Annotated in this window: 13 protein-coding genes and 1 pseudogene; 9 read left to right on the forward strand and 5 right to left on the reverse strand. The window is 60.3% G+C overall.

Translation table 11 applies throughout. The features are described 5' to 3' along the window. Positions 1–17: 17 nt before the first annotated feature. The 3 genes from K290_RS0121375 to K290_RS38440 are packed head-to-tail and all read right to left on the reverse strand — an operon-like array spanning position 18 to position 5,927. Positions 18–3,494, reverse strand: a complete 3,477-nt coding sequence (locus K290_RS0121375; RefSeq protein WP_028753753.1) for an error-prone DNA polymerase — start codon at positions 3,492–3,494, stop codon at positions 18–20. Then, positions 3,491–4,918 (reverse strand): Y-family DNA polymerase, encoded by a 1,428-nt coding sequence (locus tag K290_RS0121380; RefSeq protein WP_028753754.1) that lies wholly within the window; start codon positions 4,916–4,918, stop codon positions 3,491–3,493. Before K290_RS0121380 ends, K290_RS0121375 begins: the two co-directional genes overlap by 4 nt. A gap of 40 nt (positions 4,919–4,958) precedes the next feature. Further along, positions 4,959–5,927: an ImuA family protein gene (locus K290_RS38440; RefSeq protein ID WP_028753755.1), complete on the reverse strand. Its 969-nt coding sequence runs from the start codon at positions 5,925–5,927 to the stop codon at positions 4,959–4,961. A 163-nt stretch (positions 5,928–6,090) separates the two neighbouring features. Between K290_RS38440 and K290_RS0121390 the strand changes: the two genes are divergently transcribed. Continuing rightward, positions 6,091–6,528 carry a metallopeptidase family protein gene (locus K290_RS0121390; protein ID WP_028753756.1) on the forward strand — a complete coding sequence of 146 codons (438 nt, stop codon included), beginning with the start codon at positions 6,091–6,093 and terminating at the stop codon, positions 6,526–6,528. An 18-nt stretch (positions 6,529–6,546) separates the two neighbouring features. Here the strand turns inward: K290_RS0121390 and K290_RS0121395 are convergent, their stop codons facing one another. Continuing rightward, the gene (locus tag K290_RS0121395) at positions 6,547–6,753 is read right to left on the reverse strand and encodes a DUF1737 domain-containing protein (protein WP_028753757.1); all 207 of its coding nucleotides are present in this window, start codon (positions 6,751–6,753) and stop codon (positions 6,547–6,549) included. Positions 6,754–6,781: 28 nt separating this feature from the next. After that, complete coding sequence (locus K290_RS0121400; RefSeq protein ID WP_028753758.1) at positions 6,782–7,714, reverse strand: HpcH/HpaI aldolase/citrate lyase family protein; 933 nt, start codon at positions 7,712–7,714, stop codon at positions 6,782–6,784. A 126-nt stretch (positions 7,715–7,840) separates the two neighbouring features. On the opposite strand from K290_RS0121400, the gene K290_RS0121405 reads away from it, so the two are divergent. From K290_RS0121405 to K290_RS0121440, 8 genes and pseudogenes are all read left to right on the forward strand, one after another. Next, positions 7,841–8,071 (forward strand): hypothetical protein, encoded by a 231-nt coding sequence (locus tag K290_RS0121405; RefSeq protein WP_028753759.1) that lies wholly within the window; start codon positions 7,841–7,843, stop codon positions 8,069–8,071. Between the two features lie 189 nt (positions 8,072–8,260). Further along, positions 8,261–8,869, forward strand: coding sequence for a 3-isopropylmalate dehydratase small subunit (leuD, locus tag K290_RS0121410; RefSeq protein WP_028753760.1), 609 nt, complete (start codon positions 8,261–8,263; stop codon positions 8,867–8,869). A gap of 185 nt (positions 8,870–9,054) precedes the next feature. Beyond that, positions 9,055–9,873 (forward strand): annotated as a pseudogene (locus K290_RS34755) (sugar phosphate isomerase/epimerase family protein). Positions 9,874–10,331: 458 nt separating this feature from the next. Next, positions 10,332–11,444 (forward strand): 3-isopropylmalate dehydrogenase, encoded by a 1,113-nt coding sequence (gene leuB / locus K290_RS0121420; RefSeq protein WP_028753761.1) that lies wholly within the window; start codon positions 10,332–10,334, stop codon positions 11,442–11,444. 209 nt (positions 11,445–11,653) lie between these two features. Continuing rightward, complete coding sequence (locus K290_RS0121425) at positions 11,654–12,433, forward strand: phosphatase PAP2 family protein (RefSeq protein WP_028753762.1); 780 nt, start codon at positions 11,654–11,656, stop codon at positions 12,431–12,433. A gap of 98 nt (positions 12,434–12,531) precedes the next feature. Further along, the gene (lpxE, locus tag K290_RS0121430) at positions 12,532–13,275 is read left to right on the forward strand and encodes a lipid A 1-phosphatase LpxE (RefSeq protein WP_028753763.1); all 744 of its coding nucleotides are present in this window, start codon (positions 12,532–12,534) and stop codon (positions 13,273–13,275) included. 310 nt (positions 13,276–13,585) lie between these two features. Continuing rightward, entirely contained in the window at positions 13,586–13,879 is a 294-nt protein-coding gene (locus K290_RS0121435; protein ID WP_028753764.1) for a winged helix-turn-helix domain-containing protein, read from the forward strand. 158 nt (positions 13,880–14,037) lie between these two features. Continuing rightward, the gene (locus K290_RS0121440) at positions 14,038–14,787 is read left to right on the forward strand and encodes a glucose 1-dehydrogenase (RefSeq protein ID WP_028753765.1); all 750 of its coding nucleotides are present in this window, start codon (positions 14,038–14,040) and stop codon (positions 14,785–14,787) included. Positions 14,788–14,952: the final 165 nt, after the last annotated feature.

Here is a 14,952-nt window from a genome sequence, read left to right on the forward strand (position 1 = left end):
ACCTAACGTACTGCGCCTCAATGGAAGTTACGGCCTCGCGGCATGACGCTTGCCGTCGCGGCGACAGTGCTGCGGCCATCTGCCGCTGTCTCGGCAGCCTGCTCCGGCATCGGCCGACTTGCCTCGGCAAGCCTCTTCTTTTGCCGGTGATCCATGGTCGGACGCAGGGCCTCATCCGCCCGATCGCTGACCCCAAACCGCCTGGCTTCGCGCTGCAGGATTCCCAGCGCCGAGGTCATATCCTCGATATAGTCGACCACCACATGGATGACGCCGCTTTCGCTCTGCAGGCGGCCGCGAATCTTGACCAGCCGGGCGCCCATGACGATGGCGCGGTATTTGTCGAACATCTTCGGCCAGACGATCGCATTCGAAACACCGGTCTCGTCCTCCAGCGTCATGAAGATCACGCCCTTCGCCGAGCCCGGCCGCTGCCGCACCAGCACCAGCCCGGCAATCGTCACTATCCGGCCATTTGCCACATTGGGCAAATCGCGGTTCTGCACGATGCCCATTTTAGAGAAATCCGCACGCAGGAAGGACATCGGATGCGCCTTCAGCGATAGCGAAAGATAGCGATAATCCTCGATCACCTGCTCGCCGGGCATCATTTCCGGCAACAAAACCGCAGGCTCGACTTGCAGATCCCTGCGGTCGGCAAGATCGAAGAGGGGAAGCTTTTCGGCCGCACTGCCGGCATCGAGCGCCCGCACCGCCCATAGCGCCTCTCGTCGGCTGAGCCCGATGGAGCCGAACGCATCCGCATCCGCCAGACGCTCGATCTGCGCCTTGGCAAGGCCGGAGCGCAGCCAAAGATCGCGCACGGAACTGTAGCCATTGCCGCGGCGCTCGACGAGCTGCACCATCTCATCCTCGGAAAGGCCTTTGACCTGCCGGAAACCGAGGCGGACGGCACATTGCGACTTGATGAGTTCGCGCATCGATGCATGACGCGGCTCGACGGCGTCCCGATCGAAACGCGCCTTCTCCAGTAGGCAATCCCAGTTAGAATGATTGACATCCACAGGCCGCATCTCGACGCCATGCTCGCGCGCATCGCGCACGAGCTGTGCCGGCGCATAGAAGCCCATGGGCTGGGAATTCAGGATCGCCGCACAAAAGACATCGGGATAATAGGTCTTGAGCCAGGAAGAGGCGTAAACGAGAAGCGCGAAGGAAGCCGCGTGGCTTTCGGGAAAACCATATTCGCCGAAGCCTTCAATCTGGCTGAAGCAGCGTTCGGCAAAGTCTTGAGGGTAGCCGTTCGCGACCATGCCCGAAACCAGGTCCTTCTTGAATTCATCGACCTTTCCCGTCCGCTTGAACGTCGCCATGGACCGGCGCAGCCGATCGGCCTTGGCCGCCGAAAATCCAGCCGCAGTAATGGCAATCTGCATCGCCTGTTCTTGAAACAGGGGAACTCCTAGCGTCCTTTCCAAAACTGCCTTCAATTCCGGACGATGGTATTCGATCGGTCGATTATGAAGTTTGTCATCCCGCCGCTTGAGATAAGGGTGAACCATATTGCCCTGGATGGGACCGGGCCGGACGATCGCCACCTCGATAACCAGATCGTAGAATCTGCGGGGCTTAAGGCGCGGCAGCATGCTCATCTGTGCCCGGCTTTCGATCTGGAAGACGCCGACCGTGTCGGCGCGGCAGATCATGTCATAGACCGGTATACGGTCGGGATACTCGCCGCTGCCAAGATCGGCGAGCTGCTTCTTCACATCGTAATGCAGCAGCAACAGGTCGAAAGCCTTGGCGAGACAGGTCAGCATGCCGAGCGCAAGCACGTCGATCTTCAATATGTTGAGATTGTCGAGATCGTCCTTGTTCCACTCAATCATGTAGCGATCGTCCATCGCCGTGTGCATGATCGGCACCACCTCATCCAATCGATCCCGGGTGATGACGAAACCGCCCACATGCTGCGTCAGATGCCGCGGAAAACCCATCAGCGTCGAGGCGTAGGAAAGGACGTTCCGTGTCGTCTTGTCCTTGAGATCGAGACCGGCAATCTTCGCCTCGCGCTCGGACAGCTCCTCCGTCGACCAGCCCCAGACGCCGCTCGCAAGGGCAGACTGCACATCCTCCGACAAGCCAAAAGCCTTGGCAACTTCGCGACCGGCCGAGCGCGCCCGATAGCTGGTGACCGCCGCCGTCAATCCGGCATGCTCCTTTTTGTAATGCTTGTAGATAAACTGGATGACCTCTTCACGCTTCTCATGCTCGAAATCGACGTCGATATCAGGCGGTTCCTCGCGCTCCGTCGAGATGAAGCGCTCGAAGAGCAAGCTTGTTATTTCCGGATTGACCTCGGTAATTCGGAGACAATAGCAGACCGTCGAATTGGCGGCCGATCCCCGTCCCTGACACAGGATATTCTCCTTACGAGCAAACTCCATGATGCGGTGCACCGTCAGGAAATAAGGCTCATATTGCCGCTCGTGAATGAGCTTGAGCTCATGCTCGATCTGCATCGAGACCTTTTCGGGAATCTCTTCAGGAAAGCGCCATCTGGCCCCCTTCCACGTCAGTCGCTTCAGCGTCTCCGCAACGGTCTCGCCATCAATGCTTTCGTCGGGATAATTGTGCTTCAGCTCATCCAGGGAAAAAGACAGCCGGCTAAAAAACTTCTGTGTATTGGCGATCGCCTTCGGATAATCCTTGAAAAGGCGCGCCATCTCGGCAGCGTCCTTCATATAGCGCTCGGCATTGGCCGCCAGCTTGAAGCCGGCCTCGGCGATCGGCACATGCTCGCGGATCGAAACGACGATATCGGCAAGCGGCTTGCGTTCGGTCGCATGATAGAGCGGCTGGTTGCTGGCAATCAGCCGCACACCGTTGCGCAATGCGATGATGGAGAGCGTAGCAAAGACCAGCCGGTCTCTACCATCATAGGCCGGCGACAAGACCATATGGAACTTCCTGCCGAAGCGCATCCATAGCCGCTTCAGGCACTGTTCCAGCTTTTCCTGCCCCTCCGGCGTCTCGACGCTATCAGGATCGGGAACAAGGGCCAGCATCATCTCGTCGCCCCATTCCACGAGATCGCTTTCATTGAGGATACAGACGCCTTTCTCGCCGCGCAGATTACCGGCGCTCAACAGCCGGCAGAGATGCGCCCAACCCTTGCGGTTCTGCGGATAGGCAAGAATATCGGGCGTACCGTCCGAAAACACCAGGCGAGCGCCAGGCTGGAAGGGAACCGGCTTCAGGAACGGTTTTTCGGGCGCCCCCTGAGTTCGAAGCGCAAGATTTTTCTTGATGACTTCTTCATATTTCGCCTGGAGAACTTTGGTATGCGCATGCGCCTTGACGACGCCTGCAACCGAATTGCGGTCGGCAATTCCAAACCCCGAAAGTTTCAGGATAGCGGCTTGCGCCACCATCTCTTCCGGATGCGAGGCGCCTTCGAGAAAGGAGAAATTCGTTCTCACCCCGATCTCGAAGAAGGGTATAGGTTCGTGAAAGCTCCGGCGCGCGTTCATGCGAAGACCCCATGCATATACCAATCCGGTCCCGTTCCGCCTCGACCGTAGAGACCTTTGCGGAACAGCCAGAAACGGTGGCCCTCTTCATCCTCCACTTGAAAATAATCGCGGGCAGGCTCTTCCTTTTCCTCGACCCACCATTCTGCCGAAAGCCGTTCCGGCCCTTCGGCCCGGCTGACCCGATGCATGACACGCCGCCAGCGGAACTGCCGGGGAGGGCCATCGGGTACTTCGGCGGCAACGGTTTCGATCGGCTCCGGCATGCGAAACAGCCGCAGCGGCCGCTCGCCGCGGAAGAAGCCAAACCCGGCATCTTCCTTACCCATCCGCCGCCGGGAAGCGAGAAGCCCCATGGCCGGGATCGGTCGCACGGCCCGCTCGGGAATATGGCTTTCCTGCAACTCGAAGCCCCGCAGGCAATCCGGCCCCAGCCGCGCGGCTACCCGGTCGACAAAAGCAGCGAGCGACCCGTCCTGGCGGCCTTCTCCGACAAAATCGTCCTGAGCCGCGTCGAAAGGCGCATGCTGCAGCACATTGAGACGAACGATCTCGAAGCCGTAGCCGACATCGAGATCGTCATGAATGGCAGTGAAGCGCTCCGTGAACAGGTTGGCGATCCGGCTCGGCTCCCGCAGCGGCTGCGATGCGCCGGCGGCAATGCGGAAGACCGCCCCATCCACCCTGAACAACAGCAGTTCGAAGGAGCGGCCTCCGACGCCCCTTCCTTCCAGTCCCGGCTTCAGCGTTTCGGCAAGCTGGCGAGCCAGTTGCAGGATATCGGCCTCCGCCTGCACCGGTTCGGCAAGCCGCCGCTCGGCTGACAACTGCGCGACCGGCCGACGCGGCGAGATCGGCTCCTCATTCAGGCCGATGGCCTGATCAAGCCGCAAAAGCAGTTGCGCGCCAAAGCGGCGGGTCAGCGGCGCCCGCGGTGCGGCCAGGAGATCGCCCACCTCCTTCAGTCCCAGCTTCTGCAATGCGGCGGCGGTTTCATCGCCGAGCCTGAGCGCGGCGACCGGCAGCGGCGCCAGCGCCTCCTCCATGGCCGCGGGGGGAACGACGCGGCTGTCGTCGAAGCGGGCGACCGCCCAGGACAGGCCCGGCGCGGAGGAAATGGCGCCGCGGACATCGAGGCCAAGCCGGGAAATCCGTATCAGAATATCCTCGAGCAGCGCCTCTTCGCCGCCGAAGAGATGGGCGCAGCCGGTAATATCGAGGAAGAGCCCGTCCTTGCCGTCGATCGCCACCAGCGGCGTATAGCGATCGCACCAATCGGCGATCGCCTCCAGCAATTTGCGGTCCGCGCCCGGATCCTCTTCGACGACGTCAAGGGCGGGACAGATCGCCTTCGCCTCGGCAACGCCCTGCGCAAGCTTCAGGCCGATCGTCTCGGCTCTTTCATTGAGCGCAGTGAGCCGCATGGCATTGTTCAGCTTGCCGGCACAGGCGAGCGGCGGCGCCTCAAGCCGACCGGCCAAACGCCAGGACAGACCCCATCGCTTGCGCGCGATCCGGTCGGTCGGCAGGTGCGGAAAGGTCAGCGCCAGAATGCGCTGCGTATTCGCCGGGAAAGGCAGGGTGCTGAGCGTCGAGGACAGGGGCAAACTGGCGGTCATGGGCATTCCACTCCAGGGTTATGGAAAAGGGCGCCGGGTTGCGGCTTTTTTCCAGGGTGAGACGAAAGGCCGGATGACCGATGCTGCCGCCAAGCAGCGATCCATCCGGCAGGGGCCGCGCCAGGGCCGGCGCGGGTTCGACGGCGAGACGGAAGAGAGCGCTGCTCGCCTCCTCCTCGCCCGCTTGACGCAACAGAAACAAGGGCCGCCCCGCTGCCTTGGCCCGCAGCGCCAGCCGCCGGCTCTCGGTCAACCCGAAGCGGGCGGGATTACCACGCACCTCCAGAATGACGACCGAAAAGGCCGCACTGGCGAGCGCCGTCTCCCCCAGCCATAGCGCCTCTTCCAGCTTGCGCGGTGACGCCTGCAGAAAGCCGGCAGGCTCCAATCCAAAATCCCGAAGCCCGATCGCATAGGGCAGGCCCGCCTCCATCCCCGCGACCGTATCGCCGATCCATAAAACCGGCAGTACGGCCGCGGTTTTGCCGGCGGCTTGCCCCCCAGGCCGCGCAGCGAGAACCCTGAGCCGTGCAGCAAGAGCAAGGGTGAAACCGCTAGCCGCTCCGGCATCACGCAAGGCGAGCGAACGGATCTCCGTCAGCGCATCGAGCGGCACGCCGCCCTGCATCGCCTCGTCGAGATCGGCAACGCCTGTCGCAAGCGGCTGAATGGCATCGGCCGAACCGGCCGCCGGCTCCGCCACCCGTGCCTCATGCGCCGCTGCTGCCAGCGCCGGTATCGGCCTGCCTTCCAGTCGGGCAATGGTTTCACGCAGGGCAAAAAGCGTCTCCCGCGCCACGGCAGCCTCAGCCATGACGTTAGCTCCAGATCCATTATGTTCCTGTTATGTTCTTATGGATTCCAGAGGTGGGAAGAAGAGTCAACACCATTTTATGAGAAAATATTCCTCTGCCTGATTCCACTCTCGAAAAACCGAAACAAAGGCTCTATATGACCAGCTAAGGAAGGAAGCATTCATGGCCCGCATTGACCAGAGCGAGGATTGGCGGGACCGCCATGCCCCCTCAATCAGCACATTCGAATCCCTGGCCATGGAGGCTTACAGCCACCTGCCGGACGAATTCCGTTCGCTCACCGGCAATCTCATCATCCTCATCGAGGACTTCCCCGACGACGACGTGTTCGAGGACATGGCCCTGGAAACGCCCTTCGACCTGCTCGGCCTTTTCGAAGGCCGCGGCATATCGGAGCGTTTCACCGCCCAGACCGGGGAAATGCCGAACAAGATCCGCCTCTATCGCCGGCCGATCATCGATTATTGGGCGGAAAACGACGAAACCCTCGGCGACATCATCACTCATGTCCTGATCCACGAGATCGGCCACCACTTTGGCCTCAGCGACGAGGACATGGAGCGCATCGAGGCGAGCGCCGAGGAAGCGACGGATCGCTAAGGAGCGATCCTGTTACGCTTACTGCTCCGAAAGCTTCATGTCCGGATCGTAATCCTTGCCTTCGACTTCCTTGACGACTGCCTGGCCGCACTGCATCAGGCCGGTCGCAGCATTGAAGGCATAGGTCGGGGCGCCCGAGAGTTCCCAATCCTTGTTGAGCGCTGCGGTCACCTTGTGACAGAAGGAAGCGTCGTCGGGACCGGTGAGGAAGCGATAAAGTTTCATCAAATCGTCTTTCGTAACATACCGCCCCTCATCCTGAGCTTGTCGAAGGACGAAGGCGTTCTGAAATCAGGCGCGCTTTATGGACCAGTCTTTCCGCCTCGACAAGATGCAGCCGCTCCACCATGCGGCCGCCGAGGTTCACGACATTGAGGCCGGCCGCCGCCGGGTCGGCGAAAGCGGCGATGATGGCTTCCGCCTCCGCAAGAGCGGCCTCGTGCGGCCCCAAATGCCGGTTGGCGGCTTCGATCTGGTTCGGATGGATCAGCATCTTGCCGGCAAAGCCCATGGCGCGGCCCTCCATACATTCGGCGTCGAAGGCTTCCACATCCTTGAAATCGTTGAAAACGCTGTCGATGGCGTCGAGCCCGTAGGCGCTGACGGCCAGGATCACCTGCATGAGCCAGGGCACGAGATAGGCGCGGCCCGGCTGCGGCAACACACCGGTTTCCTTGCGCAGATCGTTGAGGCCGACGGTTAAACAATCAAGCCGGCTTCCCGGCGTACGGCCGGCCTCGGCAATGGCCGCGGCATTCAGGACGCCGCGCGGCGTTTCGATCATCGCCCAGATGCGCAGGTTCTCCGGCGCCTCCGCTTCGGCAAACCTGTCGCTGACGCCAGTCACATCCTGCGGCTCATCGACCTTCGGCAGAAGAACCGCATCGGGCTCGAGCGCCAGCACCAGCTCCAAATCTTCGGCACCGAAGCCGGAGGACAGCGTATTGATGCGTATGATACGCTCCTTACCGGCCTCTTCTTTGCTAGTTGGTAGGCTGGAGAAAAAGGCGCGCAAATTCTCGCGCGCTTCCGCCTTTTTTTCAGGCGCGACGGAATCCTCGAGATCGAAGATGACCGCGTCGCAATCGAGATCGGCTATCTTCTGAAGTGCACGGCGGTTGATCGCAGGGACACTCAGCACCGAGCGGCGCAGACGGACGGAACGGGGAGGGGCGGGACGGCTCATGCTGCAGTTTTGCCGCGCTTTCCGCCGCCAAGCAAGACAACAACGGGCAAGACAACAAAAAGCCATGCTCCTCTTGCAGAGAGAAAGAGAGAGGACCACATTGCTGGGAGTAGAGAGGTCTCGACCATGCAGAATATCCGTTCCTTGTTCATCGCGCTTGCCGGCATTACCGTGTTTGCAGCCCTGGCGCTGTTTACCGTTTCACTCACGCTCGCTGTCGGCGGCATTCTCACCGTGCTTATGGTGGGCCGCGCGATTTCGTTGCGGATGAAGCCTGCTCCAGTGCGCGCTAAGGCGAACACTCGGCGCGAAATGCGCGTTTGGAACGACGGCCGCGGTACGATCATCGATCTCTAAGCCAAGATCAGGGCAGGGCGGCGCCTCGCCGCTCTCCAATGCGCTCATCCATGCGCAATTCCTGAATGGCGGAACTGCGGCCGAAGCGCCCGGTTTCAGAGCATTTCCAAGATTCCCCTTCATTTTCGTCGGGATTTGCTCTATTGGCAGGATAATTCGTTCATAGACGAAAATTGAAGGCAGGACCCCATGGACAAGTTCGTGAAGTTGACCGGTGTCGCAGCACCCCTCCCGGTCGTCAATGTCGATACCGACATGATCATCCCGAAGGATTATCTGAAGACCATCAAGCGCACCGGTCTTGGCACGGGATTGTTCGCCGAGGCCCGCTACAATGAGGATGGCTCGCCGAACCAGGATTTCGTGCTGAACAAGCCGGCCTATCAGAATGCCAAGATCCTGGTCGCCGGCGACAATTTCGGCTGCGGTTCCTCGCGCGAACATGCCCCGTGGGCGCTGCTCGACTTCGGCATTCGCTGCGTCATTTCGACCAGCTTCGCCGACATCTTCTACAACAACTGCTTCAAGAACGGCATCCTGCCGATCAAGGTCAGCCAGGAAGAGCTCGACAAGCTGATGGACGACGCCTCGCGCGGCTCCAACGCCATCCTGACGATCGATCTGGAAAACCTCGAGATCACTGGCCCGGACGGCGGCTCGATCAAGTTCGATCTCGACGAATTCAAGCGCCATTGCCTGCTGAACGGCCTCGACGATATCGGCCTGACGCTGGAAAAGGCCAAGGCGATCGACAGCTTCGAAAAGACGAACGCCGCATCCCGCCCCTGGGCTGCCTGATCGAATTCATCATCACATTTGCGTGTCGAAGCCGGGCTGAAAAGCCCGGCTTTTTCTTTTCATGCCATTGCGGGCAGATGACCGTGCTGCCTGTAATATGCCCGACAAAAAGGGGGATATATAACCTCTGCGGAGCTTTCAGACCGCTCCCGCCCTCCATTTTCTCCTCCCGATCGGAGCATTCCATGACTTCCCTTCCTATTGTCGGCGCCGCCATGACGCTTGCGGACGTCGAAACTCATCGTGAGTGGCTGCTTGAAAAGCCGCGCGATCTCGAACTGCAGAACTTCGTCGAAGCCGAAGTCTTGAATGGCGACTGGGCTCCGCTCGCCGAGCGCGCCCGCAAACTGCTCGACGGCCATCAGGGCCGCCTCGGCATCCATGGCCCGTTCTGAGACTTCATCATCGCCTCGCAGGATCCGGATATCCGTGCCGTCGTTTCAAAGCGCCTGATGCAGGCCCTGGACGTCTGCGCCAATATCGGCGCCACGCAGATGGTCATCCATAGCCCCTATACGTCCTGGTCCTACAACAACCTCGACAACAACAAGGGCGAACGCGAAAAGATCATCGAATATACGCACTCGACGCTCAAGGATGCCGTCAAGCGCGCCGAAGACATCGGCCTGACCATGGTCATCGAGAATATCGAGGACAAGGATCCCCATATCCGCGTCGGTCTCGCCGACAGCTTCAATTCGCCCGCCGTCGCCGTGTCGATCGACACCGGCCATGCCCATTACGCCCATGGCTACACCGGCGCACCGCCGGTCGACTATTACGTCCACGCCGCCGGCAACCGCCTGCAGCATGTCCATCTGCAGGATGCAGACGGCTATGCCGATCGCCACTGGAGCCTCGGAGAAGGCAATATCCACTGGCGCGCCGTCTTCGCCGCCCTTGCCAAGCTTAACAGCAACCCGCGCCTGATCATCGAGATCAAGGACAAGTCCAAGATCCCGGCATCGGCAGCCTATCTCGCTTCGGTTGGATTGGCTGAGTAAGCGGACCAATTACCCGCCCTCGTGGTTCGAGACGGCCCTTTGGGCCTCCTCACCATGAGGGCTCATCCTCTCGTCTGGCTTATAGTTCCACCATCCTCAATCCTGAGCTTGTCGAAGGGTGGGCTTACCAAGGGATCGGAATGTGCGCCGTGATGGCGCGCACTCCCTCCGCCCTCATGGTGAGGTGCGAAGCCCAAAGGGCGCAGCCTCGAACCACGAGGGTCGGCCCCATAAATCCCGGTTATTTTCGCGTAGATCCACGCCGGAGCGGCCTTTGGCTATGCGTAAAAGATCAGCCCTCATGGTGAGGAGGCCCGAAGGGCCGTCTCGAACTACGAGGGCGGGTGGTTGCTCTCAAAAGCCCCAAACCGTACCGTTTCCGCTCCTTCCTCGCTTGAAAAGCCGCATTTGCAGGTCTAAGAACCCGCAACCTATTTCTTTTGCGGAGGCTTTTTCCCATGACAGTGCGCAATCTCTTCCTCCTGCCGGGCGACGGCATCGGCCCCGAGGCCATGGGCGAAGTCCGCAAGATCATCGCCTATATGAACGAGGCGAAGAATGCCAGCTTCGTCACGGATGAAGGCCTTGTCGGCGGCAGCGCCTATGATGCGCATGGCGTCGCCATCTCCGAAGAGGACATGCAGAAGGCGCTGGCGGCCGATGCCGTGCTCTTCGGCGCCGTTGGCGGCCCGAAGTGGGACGACGTTCCCTACGAAGTGCGCCCGGAAGCCGGCCTGCTGCGCCTGCGCAAGGATCTCAAGCTTTTCGCAAACCTGCGCCCCGCCATCTGCTACCCGGCGCTGGCAGCGGCTTCCTCGCTGAAGCCGGAGCTGGTCGACGGCCTCGATATCCTCATCATCCGTGAGCTCACCGGCGGCGTCTATTTCGGCGAGCCGAAGGAGATCATCGACCTCGGCAACGGCCAGAAGCGCGGCATCGACACCCAGGTCTACGATACCTACGAGATCGAGCGCATTGCCGGCGTCGCCTTCGAATTGGCACGCACGCGCAACAACCGCGTCTGCTCGATGGAAAAGCGCAACGTCATGAAGTCGGGCGTGCTCTGGAACCAGGTCGTCACCGCGACGCACAAGGAAAAATATGCCGACGTGCAGCTTGAGCACATGCTTGCCGATGCCGGCGGCATGCAGCTCGTTCGTCAGCCGAAGCAGTTCGACGTCATCGTCACCGACAATCTCTTCGGCGACATGCTCTCCGACGTTGCCGCCATGCTGACCGGCTCGCTCGGCATGCTGCCATCGGCTTCGCTCGGCGCACCCGATGCCAAGACCGGCAAGCGCAAGGCGCTCTACGAACCCGTGCACGGCTCGGCGCCGGATATCGCCGGCAAGGGCATTGCCAACCCGATCGCGATGATCGCTTCCTTCGCCATGTGCCTGCGCTATTCCTTCGGCCTGGTGTCCGAAGCCGATGCGCTGGAAAAGGCGATCGCCAACGTGCTCGACAGCGGCATCCGCACCGGCGACATCATGTCTTCCGGCAGCCGCCAGGTCGGCACAGCCGAAATGGGCGACGCCATTCTTGCCGAATTCAAGGCCCTGTCGGCATAATCGCTGCCTAAAGCGCTGCGCGTTCATCTGAACGCGCAAAGGTCGCTCTACTCTTTTGAATCTAGAGCACCTTATCCGCTTTCTGGCGATCCCACCTGAAAGCGGGATGCTCTAGTATTTCACGTGAAACATCAAAGGCCCTCGCTCTCAGCTTGCAGAGCGAGGTCTTTTTGTTGAACTTGCCGCGACGGACTCCTATTTCCCGCTGCATGAGCACGGAAACGACATCGTCGCAGGGCATAATCCAGAGGCAATCACGACCTTGGCAGAGGCTGGCACGGCGCTATGACATCCGCCGCAGCCGCCACCGCCACCTTCCTTGGCTCGGCTATACGCTGACCACCATCAATATCGTCATTCTCGCCTTTCTCGTGTTCGACACACCGCTTGGACAGGCTGCGAAAAACCTCTCGCCGCGATTGATCGAAGTCGCAGGGGCCGTCACCGATATCGGCAGGCTGGCTTGGATCCTCGCCATTATCGCCGTCGTGTTTGCCGTCGGCCTTTTCGTCGCACGACGTTCGCCGACATATGGCCGTTACCGGGCCGCCCTTCTCATTCGGATGGTCGCCTATGTCGGCCTCTCCGTGCTCACGACCAGCTTCATCGTGAATCTTCTGAAATACGCGATCGGCCGCGCCCGGCCCCTTCTTTATGACCAATACGGCATCGTCGGCTTCGCGCCGTTTCACGGCGACTTCCTGTTTGAAAGCTTTCCCTCGGCGCATTCGGCCAACGTGGGTGCGCTCTTTGGGGCGCTCGCTTTGCTTTTCCCACGGTTCCGGCTGCTGTTCATCGGCATCGGCATCTGGCTTGGGGCTTCGCGCATCATCATCGGCGTCCATTATCCAAGCGATGTCGCTGCCGGCCTGGCGCTCGGTGCCTGGATTGCTTTCGCCGTTGCGGTCCTCTTTTCCCGGTTCGGCCTGGTCTTCTCGACGGGCCAAGACGCTTGGCCGCGGCCGCGGTTGAACCGTGGGCTTCGCTGAGTTGCCGACCGTCTTAAATCTGTTAAAAAACTGTAGCAGGAGCCTGCTACGCGTGATCGTAGACAGGGGTGGAGTAGCGGCGACAGGCGGTGGATATGCTGCAGGAGATCTTGAGGTCTCTGGATAGGCGATGGCGGCGAAATAAGAGCGGTTTTGCTCCTTCGCATTGGAAAATATGCCTGTTTCTGACCGCCAACATCGTATTGCTCGCAGCCCTTCTGTTCGATTGGCCGGTCGGCGCGACCATCAAGAACATCGCGCCCCCTATTCATTTCTTCGGCAAGCTGCTCACCAATTTCGGTGAATCCGGCTGGATCATCATGGTCAGCGCCTTCCTGTTCTTCGAAGGCTGGGCCGGCAGCCGACTGCTGCAGTCGTCACGCTGCCGCTGCCAGGCCCTGCGCATCTGTCAGATCGGCGGCTATCTGCTGACGACCATTGCGCTTTCGGGTATCATCGCCAATCTCCTGAAGCGCGCCATCGGCCGAGCCCGCCCCATGCATTTCGAGGATTGGGGTCCTTTCGGTTTCTCACCCTTCAACGGCCATGCTGCCTTCGAAAGCTTCCCGTCCGGCCATGCGACCACCATCGGCGCCTTCTTTGCAGCGCTTGCCTTCCTCTTCCCGCGCTATCGCTACATCTTCATCGCCTGTGCCCTCTGGCTGGCGACGACGCGGGTAATGATCGGCGCCCACTATCCGAGCGACGTCATCGCCGGGCTCGCCCTTGGTGGCTGGTTTTCCTTTATGGTGGCGATCGTCTATTCTCGCTATGGCATGCTCTTCCGCATCGGGGAGACTGGTTGGCCGATGCCAAGATTGCCGCTGCTGAAGTGGAAGTAGGGATCGTTTCCCTCATCCGCCCTCGCCCTTCGAGGCTCCACCCTTCGGGTTCCGCTCCTCAGGGTGAGGGCTCTCCTTGGGCTGGCCGTGTTATCGCTCCGCCCTCATGGTGAGGTGCTTTGGTGTCAGAACGTCAGCGAAGGCAGCAAAGCCTCGAACCACGGTCCCCGCAGCTCTCGAAAAATCATTCGTGAACTACCTTGGTCCCATCCATCGCTACACCTAGAACGGTTGCCAAGCATCCCCCGCATTCATATATCTGAAGCGGCGAATTTGCGGGAGACGATCCCGTTTGAGTGTGGCGAAGACGATGACCGATGCAGGACAGACGCGACTGAGCGAAAGGCAACTCGGATTGATTTCCAGGGCGCTTGCCGAGCCGCGCCGCGTGCAGATTCTGAAGGAAATCGGCGGTCGCGCCGAACCCATGCCTTGCAGCGTGTTGACGCAATGTCACGCCGTTAGCGCCGCGACGATATCCCACCACATCAAGGAACTCGAAAACGCCGGTCTCATCGAGATCGTGCGGGAAGGCAAGTTTGCAAACCTCTTGCTTCGGCGTGATGTCCTGAATGCCTACATGGCGGAACTTGCCAACATCTGAAATTCTTTTCTTTGCGCATCCGCCCGCTGCTCTTGTATCGGTTAGATGATTATCTAAATATCAAAGGGACGGGATGAGGGTCGCCGAACGCGGCTTCGTCTGCGCCAATAATTCGATAGTTATAAAATTATCTAACAACCTTCTCGACAGGAGATGACATGAGCAAGCTGGCAGGCAAGGTCGCAATCGTGACCGGAGCATCGAAGGGTATCGGCGCAGGCATCGCCAAGGCATTGGCCGAGGCGGGTGCGGCCGTCGTGGTCAATTATGCATCAAGCCGCGAAGGCGCCGACAAGGTCGTGGCCGAGATCACCGCCAAGGGCGGCAAGGCGATAGCGGCGCACGGCGATGTCTCAAAAGCTGTCGACGTGAAGCGGCTTTTTGCCGAAACCAAGGAGGCCTTCGGCGGCCTCGACATCCTCGTCAACAATGCCGGCGTCTATCAATTTCAGGCGCTGGAAGAGATCACTGAAGAGGAATTCCATCGCGAATTCAACATCAACGTTCTCGGCACGCTGCTGACGACACAGGAAGCAATGAAGCATTTCGGCCCCGAAGGCGGCAATGTCATCAACATCGCCTCGACCGCCGTCACCATGAACCTGCCGGCCACCGCAGTCTATACGGCGACCAAGGCCGCCGTCACCTCGATCACCCAAATCCTCGCCAAGGAGCTCGGTCCGCGCAATATCCGCGTCAACACCATCTCGCCCGGCGGCGTCGAGACCGAAGGCGTGATTGCAGCGGGTCTCATCGGCAGCGATTTAGAAAAGCATATGGTCTCACAGACGCCGCTTGGCCGCCTCGGCCAGCCGGGAGACATCGCGCCGATCGCGGTTTTCCTCGCCTCGAATGATTCCGGTTGGCTGACGGGTGAAACCCTCTATGCCGGCGGCGGTTTGAAGTAACCGTCTATCCCAGAGCCGCTTTCCTCTCGACGAGGGAAGCGGCGTCCCTATGCCGTGGTCCGATCCGCTTGGCACCTCGGCAACAATTGCCAAACCGCCTCCGTCTTCATACTATCATTGCCGTTCGGGTTTTTCCGTAGATCCCGCAGCCGCTTTTGCTGCAAC

It is taken from the genome of Rhizobium leucaenae USDA 9039 (assembly GCF_000426285.1).
GTDB classification, from domain to species: Bacteria; Pseudomonadota; Alphaproteobacteria; order Rhizobiales; family Rhizobiaceae; genus Rhizobium; species Rhizobium leucaenae.

Coding starts and splice junctions, on each gene's coding strand:
- K290_RS0121405 (WP_028753759.1), top strand. CDS start 7,841: ATGCAGAATATCCGTTCCTTGTTCATCGCGCTTGCCGGCATTACCGTG.
- K290_RS0121425 (WP_028753762.1), top strand. CDS start 11,654: ATGAGCACGGAAACGACATCGTCGCAGGGCATAATCCAGAGGCAATCA.
- K290_RS0121380 (WP_028753754.1), bottom strand. CDS start 4,918: ATGCGGCTCACTGCGCTCAATGAAAGAGCCGAGACGATCGGCCTGAAG.
- leuD (WP_028753760.1), top strand. CDS start 8,261: ATGGACAAGTTCGTGAAGTTGACCGGTGTCGCAGCACCCCTCCCGGTC.
- K290_RS0121375 (WP_028753753.1), bottom strand. CDS start 3,494: ATGAACGCGCGCCGGAGCTTTCACGAACCTATACCCTTCTTCGAGATC.
- K290_RS0121400 (WP_028753758.1), bottom strand. CDS start 7,714: ATGAGCCGTCCCGCCCCTCCCCGTTCCGTCCGTCTGCGCCGCTCGGTG.
- K290_RS0121435 (WP_028753764.1), top strand. CDS start 13,586: ATGACCGATGCAGGACAGACGCGACTGAGCGAAAGGCAACTCGGATTG.
- K290_RS38440 (WP_028753755.1), bottom strand. CDS start 5,927: ATGGCTGAGGCTGCCGTGGCGCGGGAGACGCTTTTTGCCCTGCGTGAA.
- leuB (WP_028753761.1), top strand. CDS start 10,332: ATGACAGTGCGCAATCTCTTCCTCCTGCCGGGCGACGGCATCGGCCCC.
- K290_RS0121440 (WP_028753765.1), top strand. CDS start 14,038: ATGAGCAAGCTGGCAGGCAAGGTCGCAATCGTGACCGGAGCATCGAAG.
- K290_RS0121390 (WP_028753756.1), top strand. CDS start 6,091: ATGGCCCGCATTGACCAGAGCGAGGATTGGCGGGACCGCCATGCCCCC.
- K290_RS0121395 (WP_028753757.1), bottom strand. CDS start 6,753: ATGAAACTTTATCGCTTCCTCACCGGTCCCGACGACGCTTCCTTCTGT.